Here is an 8,598-nt window from a genome sequence, read left to right as displayed (position 1 = left end):
CGTCGACCTTCCAGCCCTGGTCGGCGCCGCCTCCCACCGGTGGGCGGCCCGCAGATCGCGCGGCAGCCAGGCCGCGGTGCGCAGCAGGGGTTCGAGGTGCGGGGGTCGTGGATCGTCGTCGCGGAACACGTGCGTGCTCAACTCCCGGTCATTTCGTAGGCGTTGATGCCGCGCCGCCAGACGGCCAGGGCGACGGCGAGGGCCCCGGCGGTCACCACCGGCAGCCAGACCACCTGTCCCGTGGCGCCGGTCAGCAGATAGCCGCACGGCACGTACGAGGTGAAGGCGAAGGGGAGCACCCAGGTCAGCACCGCGCGCAGTGAGGGGTGGTAGATGTCCAGCGGATACGCGGCGAACTCCGACACCTGGTTCGCCGCGTACATCGACGGCAGACTGGTCACCGTCCAGAAGGACAGCGAGGCGAACAGCAGCTTCACCGAGGTGTGGATCAGGGCACCGCACAGCACGAGGAACGGGGCGGCGAGCCACTGCACCGGGGTGAGGTGGAGCCCCAGCTCGCTGCCGGACCAGCCCACCAGGACGGCGCCCACGGCGAGTTCGCCGAGACCGTCGGGGTGGAAGAAGCGCTCCGACAGCAGTGAGAACAGCGGGTTCACCGGGCGGATCAGATAGCGGTAGAACTCCCCGCGCTGGACCAGCTTGCGGCCCAGTTCCCACAGCTGGTCCGTGAAGAGGTGGTCCAGGCCGCGCGGCAGCAGCGAGAAACCGAGCAGGAACAGCACCTCGTGATAGGTCCAGCCGTCCACCGCGGGCACCTGCCGGAACACCAGGCCCACCACGGCCGTCTGCAGACCCACCCGGACCAGGAAGGCCCCCGCGCCCAGGGCGAAGTCCACGCGGTACATGCTCAGCCGGTGCAGCCCGACCCCGCCGAGGAAGAAGGCCAGCCGCACATGGCGCCACACCGTGCCGGTCATCCGCCGAGCACCTCCAGACGGCTCAGCGAGGCCCGCCACAGCACGCCGGCCAGCAGCGTCAGACCGGCCGCCCAGCCGATCTGCCGGGCCAGCACGTCGACCGCGCCGGCCACCCCGTCGTAGCGGCCGAGCAGCAGGGTGAGCGGTCCGTCGACCATGCCCCGGAAGGGCAGCGCGGACGCCAGTGCCGCCAGGGGGCCCGGCATCAGCGCGAGGGGCACCAGCTGCCCGGCGAAGAAGGCGACCACGCTCTGCTTCACCATGCGCACCCCCCAGGTGTTCGTGGTGACGAAGCCCGTCATCCCGGTCAGCAGGTTCACGAGGAAGGCGAGCAGCACGGACAGCGCGGTGGACACCGCGAACAGCGCGACGTCCACGGGCCGCGGCGTGGTCAGCGGCACGAGCAGCGCGAACAGCACGAGCACGGGGACGCCGACCAGGACGGCGTTGGCCGCGACCACCGGCAGACAGGCGAAGAACCGCATCACCGGGTAGCTGACGGGCCGCACCAGCATGACGGCGACGTCGCCGCGGTAGACCTCGGCGGCGACCTCGTCGTCCACCCGGTTGGCGTGCAGGACCTGCAGCACCTGCGCCACCAGCAGATAGGTGGTGATGCCCTCGGAGGTGAAGCCGCCCGGGCCGCCGCCGGGCGGGGCGCCGGCGTACACCGCCCGCCACAGGAAGACGGTCATCGCCGCGCCGGCGGCGGCCGTGATCCCGGTGGTGACGAACGTCGAACGGTACTGGAGCAGGGACTGCAACCCCCCGGTGGCGAACGGCAGATAGCGCCGGGCGCGTGCGGCCGGGGGAAACGGCGAGGGGTGCTTCCGTGCCCGGCGGAGCGTGCCGTCGGTCTGCGGGCCGTTCACGCCGCACCCTCCCGGCCGCCGCCCGGGACCCCGGCGGGCGGGGTCTCGCGGTGCCCTCCGTAGATCCGCCGCAGGACATCCTCCAGGTCGGGTTCGGGCGCGTAGCAGTCGGCCAGGTCGAAGCGTTCGAGCAGGAAGCCGAGCACCTGCCGGGAGGTGAACCGGTCCGCCGGGTAGTCGACCCTGATCCGGCCGTCCTCGGCGGAGGAGGTGCTCACCCCGGGCAGCCCCCGCTCTATCTCCGCGCGGACGGGCCCGGGATCCGGGCGGCCCCGGTGGTCGAAGACGACCGAGCGCCGGTCGGCGGTGCGCAGCAGGTCCCGGATGCCGCCCTGGTGGACGACCCGTCCCCGGTCCACGACCAGCGCGCTGTCGCAGATGGCGGCGATGTCCGCGATGTCGTGGCTGGTGAGCACGACGGTCGTGCCCAGCTCCGCGTGGACGTGGTTGACCAGCTGCCGTACCGCGTCCTTGAGCACCATGTCGAGGCCGATGGTCGGCTCGTCCCAGAAGACGACCGCCGGATCGTGCAGCAGGCTCGCCGCGATCTCGGCCCGCATCCGCTGCCCCAGGCTCAACTGGCGCACGGGCGTGGTGCCGAGGGCGTCGATGTCCAGCAGTTCCCGGTACAGGGCGAGGTTGCGCCGGTACACCGCGTCGGGGATGTCGTAGACCCGGCGCAGGATGCGGAACGAGTCCGGCACGGACAGGTCCCACCACAGCTGGCTGCGCTGCCCGAACACCACGCCGATGCCGCGGGCGTTGGCCTGCCGGTGCCGGTAGGGTTCGATGCCGCGGACCAGACAGCGCCCGCTGGTGGGCGTCATGATCCCGGTGAGCATCTTGATCGTGGTCGACTTGCCGGCCCCGTTGGCACCGATGTACGCCGTCTTCGCGCCGGCCGGGATGGTGAAGGACACGCCGTCGACCGCGCGGACGACGCGGTGCTCCCGGGTGAAGAGGGTGGCCAGACTGCCGGCCAGGCCCGGCTTGCGCTCGGTGAGCCGGAACTCCTTGACGAGGTTCTCCGCGACGATCACGACAGCACCCGCTCCAGGGCCTGTTCGAGCAGGTCGACGCCCTCGTCGAGGAGCGGCTCGTCGATGGTGAAGGGCGGTGCCAGACGCAGGATGTGCCCGCCCAGGGCGACTCGGAGACCCAGGTCGAGGGCGGTGGTGTACACGGCCCGCGCGAGGTGCGGCGCGGGGGTGCGGCTCGCCCGGTCGGTGACGAACTCCAGGCCGTACAGCAGCCCCAGACCGCGTACGTCACCCAGGTTCTCGAACCGGGCCGGGAGGGCGGCGAGCCGCTCGTGCAGCAGCTCGCCCAGGACCCGCACGCGCTCGATCAGACGGTCGCGGCGCACGACCTCCAGCGTGGCCCGGGCCGCCGCGATGCCGAGCGGATTGCCCGCGTACGTCGACGCGTAGGCACCGGGCCCGGACGCCGCCGGATGGTGCATCAGCTCGGCCCGCCCGGCCAGCACGGCGAAGGGGAAACCGCTGGCAAGACCTTTGGACAGGGCCACCAGATCGGGTTCGACACCGAACTGCTCGCTCGCCAGGAACGTACCCGTCCGGCCGCCGCCGGTGAGCACCTCGTCGGCCACCAGCAGGACGCCGTTGGACCGGCAGGCCTCGGCGATCTGCTCCCAGTAGCCCGGGGGCGGCACGACGACGCCGGCGGCTCCGAGGACCGGTTCGAAGACCAGGGCGGAGACGTTCGGCTTGTCGGCGATGTGCTTGCGCACCAGGGAGGCACACCGCAACCCGCAGGAGGGGTACGTCAGTTCCAGCGGACAGCGGTAGCAGTAGGCCGAGTAGCCGAGGACCGAGTTGCCGGCGAAGGCCTGGTGGCCCACGTCCCAGTGCACGAGCATCCGCGCACCCGTCGTCTTGCCGTGGAAACCCCCGCGCAGCGCGCCGATCCGGTTGCGGCCTGGTGCGGCGGTGGCCTGCACCACGCGCAGCGCGGCCTCCACGACCTCGGCGCCGGTGGAGAACAGCGCGTAGGTGTCCAGCCGCTCCGGCAGCAGTTCGGCCAGCAGCTCCAGCAGGGCGGCCCGGTCGGGCGTCGCCGAGTCGTGCACGTTCCACAGGCGCCGGGCCTGCTCGGTCAGGGCCGCCACGACCTCGGGATGGCCGTGTCCCAGGGACTGGGTCAGGGTGCCCGCCGCGAAGTCCAGGTACTGGTTGCCGTCGAGGTCCGTGAGGACCGGACCGCGCCCCTCGGCGAAGACCCGGCGTCCGGCGGCCGCCTCCTCGGAGGCGCCCGGAGCCAGGTGCCGCGCCTCCCGCTCCAGCCGTTCCCGCTGGTGCCGAGCCGTCATGCGCCGCCCACCCCCTTCTGTGTGAACTGCTCTGCCGGGCAGCGCCGTTGGGCGGTGCCGGAAGCGAGTCAAACACCAAGGCGGCGCTGTGTGCAAGAACTTGCTGAAAGTTGCTGAACGACCTTGCGCCGCCCGCGCGGCTTCTGCTTGAGTCGACAACAGCTCCACCGGTGACACCGCGACTCTCGCTCAAGGAGACATCCGTGAGACCACAGATCCAGTCCCTGCCGCGACACCGGTGCCCGGCATGAAAGCCCTGGTCCTGGCAGGTGGCACCGGCAGCCGGCTGCGGCCGTTCACTCACACGAGCGCCAAGCAGCTCCTCCCCATCGCCAACCGGCCGGTGGTGCACTACGCCCTGCAGGCCATAGCCGACGCCGGCATCGAGGAGGTGGGCGTGGTGGTCGGCCACCACGGGGACGACGTCCGCCGCGCGGTCGGCGACGGCTCCGCCTTCGGGCTGAACATCGCCTACCTGAACCAGCCCCGGCCCCTGGGGCTGGCCCACGCGGTGGCGGTCGCCCGCCCCTTCCTCGGGGACGACGACTTCCTGCTGTACCTCGGGGACAACCACCTGGAGGACGGTGTGACGGGATTCGTCCGGCGCGCCGCCGCCGGGCGCGACGCGGCCCGGCTGCTGCTCACCCCCGTGCCCGACCCCACCGCCTTCGGCGTCGCGGAAGTCGACGATGACGGGGTGGTGCGCCGGCTGGAGGAGAAACCGGAGCGGCCCCGCAGCGACCTGGCCCTGGTCGGCGTCTACGCCTTCACCCCGGCCGTGCACGAGGCGGTGCGCGCCATCCGCCCCTCCGGGCGCGGCGAGCTGGAGATCACCCACGCGGTGCAGTGGATGATCGACCGCGGACTGCCGGTACGCGCCGAGACCACCACCCGCCCGTGGCGCGACACCGGCAGCGTCGAGGACCTGCTGGAGGCGAACCGGCACGTCCTGGACCGGATGGAGGGCCGCGTGGACGGCAAGGTCGATCCGCACAGCGTCCTGGTGGGCCGGGTCCGGATCGCCGACGGGGCCGTGGTGCGCGGCTCGCGGATCGTCGGACCCGTCGTCGTGGGCGCGGGCGCCGTCATCAACAACTCCAGCGTCGGCCCGTACACCGCGATCGCCGAGGACTGCCGGATCGAGGACAGCGCGATCGAGTTCTCGGTGCTCCTCCAGGGGGCGTGCGTGGAAGGGGCCGCACGGATCGAGCGGTCGCTCATCGGCCGGGAGGCCGTGGTGAGCTCCGCCCCCCGCCCGCCCCAGGCCCACCGTCTCGTCCTCGGCGACCACAGCAAGGTGCAGCTCACCTCATGACCTCACGCATCCTCGTCACCGGCGGAGCCGGCTTCATCGGATCCGCCTACGTCCGCGCGCTGCTCGGCCCCGCGGGGCCGCCCGGTGTCTCGGTCACGGTCCTGGACAAACTCACCTACGCGGGCAGCCTCGCCCGCCTCGACCCGGTGCGCGCCCACCCCGGTCTCACCTTCGTGCACGGCGACGTGTGCGACACCGCGACGGTACGGCGGCTGGCGGCCGGGCACGACGAGATCGTCCACTTCGCGGCGGAGTCGCACGTCGACCGCTCCATCGAGGACGGCACCGGCTTCACCCACACCAATGTGATGGGCACCCACACCCTGCTGGACGCCGCGCTGCGGCACGGGGTGCGGACCTTCGTGCAGATCTCCACCGACGAGGTCTACGGCTCGATACCCGAGGGCGCCGCCCGGGAGGAGGACCCGCTCAGGCCCAGCTCGCCGTACGCGGCGTCGAAGGCCGCGGCCGACCTCGTCGCCCTGGCCCACCACCACACCCACGGCCTGGACGTCCGGGTGACCCGCTGCTCCAACAACTTCGGCCCGTACCAGCATCCGGAGAAGGTCGTTCCGCGCTTCGTCGCCACCCTGCTGACCGGCGGTGACCTGCCGGTGTACGGCGACGGGCGGCAGGTGCGCGACTGGCTGCACGTGGACGACCACGTGCGGGCGGTGGAGCTGGTGCGCACGGCGGGGCGGCCGGGGCAGACGTACAACATCGGGGGCGGCACCTCGCTGACCAATCTGGACCTCGCGCACCGCCTGCTCCGGTGGTGCGGAGCCGGGCCCGAGCGCATCACGCACGTCGAGGACCGCAAGGGTCACGACCGGCGGTACGCGGTGGACCACGGCAAGATCACCGCGGAGCTGGGCTACCGGCCACGGGTCGGCTTCGAGGCGGCGCTGGCCGCCACGGCTGACTGGTACCGGACCCATCGGGACTGGTGGCAGCCCCTGCTGGAGTCCGTGTGACTCCGGCCCGCACGGCCGGGCGCGTCGGGGACGCAGCGGGTGCGAACCCCGCGGCCGGGGGCCGGAGTTCGTTGAACGTAACACTCTGAAAACCATTGCGAAAGACTTTGCGCGTACCCCGTTCAACTATTGCCTGCTCAACCGGCATTTCTGCGCGAGGGGTTGACCTGCGGTAAGCGGCGCCGTACGGTCTCGACCGCAATTTCTTGCAGAAAGAACCAGTGAACGGCCTTACCTGGCATGGCGCGTTGTCAACCAAGGCTGACTCCGGTATCACCCCACATCCCCACTGGAGCAACCATGGCCAGAAAGACCGTGGCCGCTGCACTCGCCGCCCTGGCGGGAGCCGCTGTGGCCGTCACGGGACCGACGCCGGCGCAGGCGAGCGCGCCCGGCGGCAAGGACGTCACCGCGGTGATGTTCGAATGGAACTTCAAGTCCGTCGCCAAGGCGTGCACGGACCAGCTGGGCCCCTCCGGGTACGGCTACGTCCAGGTCTCCCCACCGAACGAGCACATCCAGGGCCCGGCCTGGTGGACGGCCTACCAGCCCGTCAGCTACAAGATCGGCACGAAGCTGGGCAACCGCTCGGACTTCAAGAACATGGTGGACACCTGTCACGCGGCAGGCGTCAAGGTGGTCGCCGACACCGTGATCAACCACATGGCGAACGCCTCCGGCACCGGCACCGCCGGGTCGCCCTTCAGCAAGTACGACTACCCCGGCACGTACTCCGCCGCCGACATGGACGACTGCACCACGAGCATCAGCAACTACGCCGACCGCTGGAACGTCCAGCACTGCGAGATGGGCGGTCTGCCCGACCTCGACACCGGCGAGGAGTACGTCCGCAAGACCATCGCGGGCTACATGAACGACCTGCTGTCCCTCGGCGTCGACGGCTTCCGCATCGACGCCGCCAAGCACATCCCCGAGGAAGACCTCGCCAACATCAAGTCCCGCCTGTCCAACCCCGGCGTCTACTGGAACCAGGAGACGATCGGCGCCGCCGGCGAGGCGGTCCAGCCGCCCGAGTTCTACAACACGGGCGACGTCCAGGAGTTCCGCTACGCCTACGACCTCAAGCGGGTCTTCAACAACGAGAAGCTCGCCGAACTGAAGAACTTCGGCGAGGCGTGGGGCTACGTCTCCAGTGACAAGGCGTCCGTCTTCGTCACCAACCACGACACCGAACGCAACGGAGGCAGCCTCACCTACAAGGACGGCGCCAACTACACCCTCGCCCACGTCTTCATGCTGGCCTGGCCGTACGGCTCACCCGATGTGCACTCCGGCTACGAGTTCAGCGACAAGGACGCCGGCGGACCCAACAACGGCCAGGTCAACGCCTGTTACACCGACGGCTGGAAGTGCCAGCACGCCTGGCGCGAGATAGCCGGCATGGTCAAGTTCCGCAACACGGCGGCCGGCACCGCCGTGACCGACTGGTGGGACAACGGCAACAACCAGATCGCCTTCGGCCGCGGTGCCAAGGCGTACGTCGTCATCAACCACGAGGGCTCCACCCTCACCCGCACCTTCCAGACCTCGCTGCCCGCCGGGAGCTACTGCGACGTGCAGAGCGGCAAGGGAGTGACCGTCGACTCCTCCGGCCGGTTCACGGCAACCCTGGGCGCCAACTCCGCCCTCGCCCTGCACATCGGGGCGAAGAACTGCGACACCACCGTCGACCCCGACCCCGCCCCCGCCACCGGAGCCTCGTTCAACGTCAACGCCTCCACCCAGTGGGGCCAGAACATCTACGTCGTCGGCAGCACCTCCGCCCTCGGCAGCTGGAACACCGCCAACGCCCTCAAGCTGGACCCGGCGAGCTACCCCGTGTGGAAGCTCGACCAGTCCCTGCCCGCGGGCACCGCATTCGAGTACAAGTACATCCGCAAGGACGCGAGCGGCAACGTCACCTGGGAGAGCGGCGCCAACCGCACGGCCACCGTGCCGGCCGGCGGAGTGGTCACGCTGAACGACACCTGGCGCGGCTGACCGACCCGTCCGGGGACGAACCCCGCACACCGGAAGCGACCGCCCGGCCCCACACCGGTGCCGGGCGGTCCCGCGCCCCGCCGCACGGAGACGCCCGTCCTTGCCCGCGACCGACACCCCGAGGAGACGCGTCACGTGGCCGGCAGACCCAGACACCACGCAACCGCCC

At 71.1% G+C, this 8,598-nt stretch carries 7 protein-coding genes; 3 read left to right on the top strand and 4 right to left on the bottom strand.

Annotated features, from left to right (window positions below):
* Positions 1–137: 137 nt before the first annotated feature.
* From H5J33_RS15245 to H5J33_RS15230, 4 genes are read right to left on the bottom strand one after another with little or no spacing between them, the layout of a single operon-like run.
* Complete coding sequence (locus H5J33_RS15245; protein WP_181795460.1) at positions 138–938, bottom strand: ABC transporter permease; 801 nt, start codon at positions 936–938, stop codon at positions 138–140.
* The gene (locus H5J33_RS15240; RefSeq protein ID WP_181795459.1) at positions 935–1,810 is read right to left on the bottom strand and encodes an ABC-2 family transporter protein; all 876 of its coding nucleotides are present in this window, start codon (positions 1,808–1,810) and stop codon (positions 935–937) included. The genes H5J33_RS15245 and H5J33_RS15240 overlap by 4 nt, the downstream gene beginning before the upstream one ends.
* Entirely contained in the window at positions 1,807–2,850 is a 1,044-nt protein-coding gene (locus tag H5J33_RS15235; protein ID WP_181795458.1) for an ATP-binding cassette domain-containing protein, read from the bottom strand. The genes H5J33_RS15240 and H5J33_RS15235 overlap by 4 nt, the downstream gene beginning before the upstream one ends.
* On the bottom strand, positions 2,847–4,139 hold the full coding sequence (locus H5J33_RS15230) for an aspartate aminotransferase family protein (protein ID WP_181795457.1): 1,293 nt from the start codon (positions 4,137–4,139) through the stop codon (positions 2,847–2,849). The genes H5J33_RS15235 and H5J33_RS15230 overlap by 4 nt, the downstream gene beginning before the upstream one ends.
* Positions 4,140–4,386: 247 nt before the next feature.
* Here H5J33_RS15230 and H5J33_RS15225 point away from each other — a divergent pair, with 247 nt between their 5' ends.
* The 3 genes from H5J33_RS15225 to H5J33_RS15215 all read left to right on the top strand — a co-directional run bounded on the left by H5J33_RS15225 (position 4,387) and on the right by H5J33_RS15215 (position 8,429).
* Complete coding sequence (locus tag H5J33_RS15225) at positions 4,387–5,454, top strand: glucose-1-phosphate thymidylyltransferase (RefSeq protein WP_181795456.1); 1,068 nt, start codon at positions 4,387–4,389, stop codon at positions 5,452–5,454.
* On the top strand, positions 5,451–6,428 hold the full coding sequence (rfbB, locus tag H5J33_RS15220; RefSeq protein WP_181795455.1) for a dTDP-glucose 4,6-dehydratase: 978 nt from the start codon (positions 5,451–5,453) through the stop codon (positions 6,426–6,428). Before H5J33_RS15225 ends, rfbB begins: the two co-directional genes overlap by 4 nt.
* 300 nt (positions 6,429–6,728) lie before the next feature.
* Entirely contained in the window at positions 6,729–8,429 is a 1,701-nt protein-coding gene (locus tag H5J33_RS15215; protein ID WP_181795454.1) for a carbohydrate-binding module family 20 domain-containing protein, read from the top strand.
* The last annotated feature ends 169 nt before the right edge of the window (positions 8,430–8,598 follow it).

The sequence above is a fragment of the Streptomyces sp. WELS2 genome (assembly GCF_013870595.1).
Classification (GTDB): Bacteria; Actinomycetota; Actinomycetes; order Streptomycetales; family Streptomycetaceae; genus Streptomyces.
The sequence above is the reverse complement of the archived record's forward strand: the minus strand, read 5'-3'. Positions and strand labels throughout refer to the sequence as shown.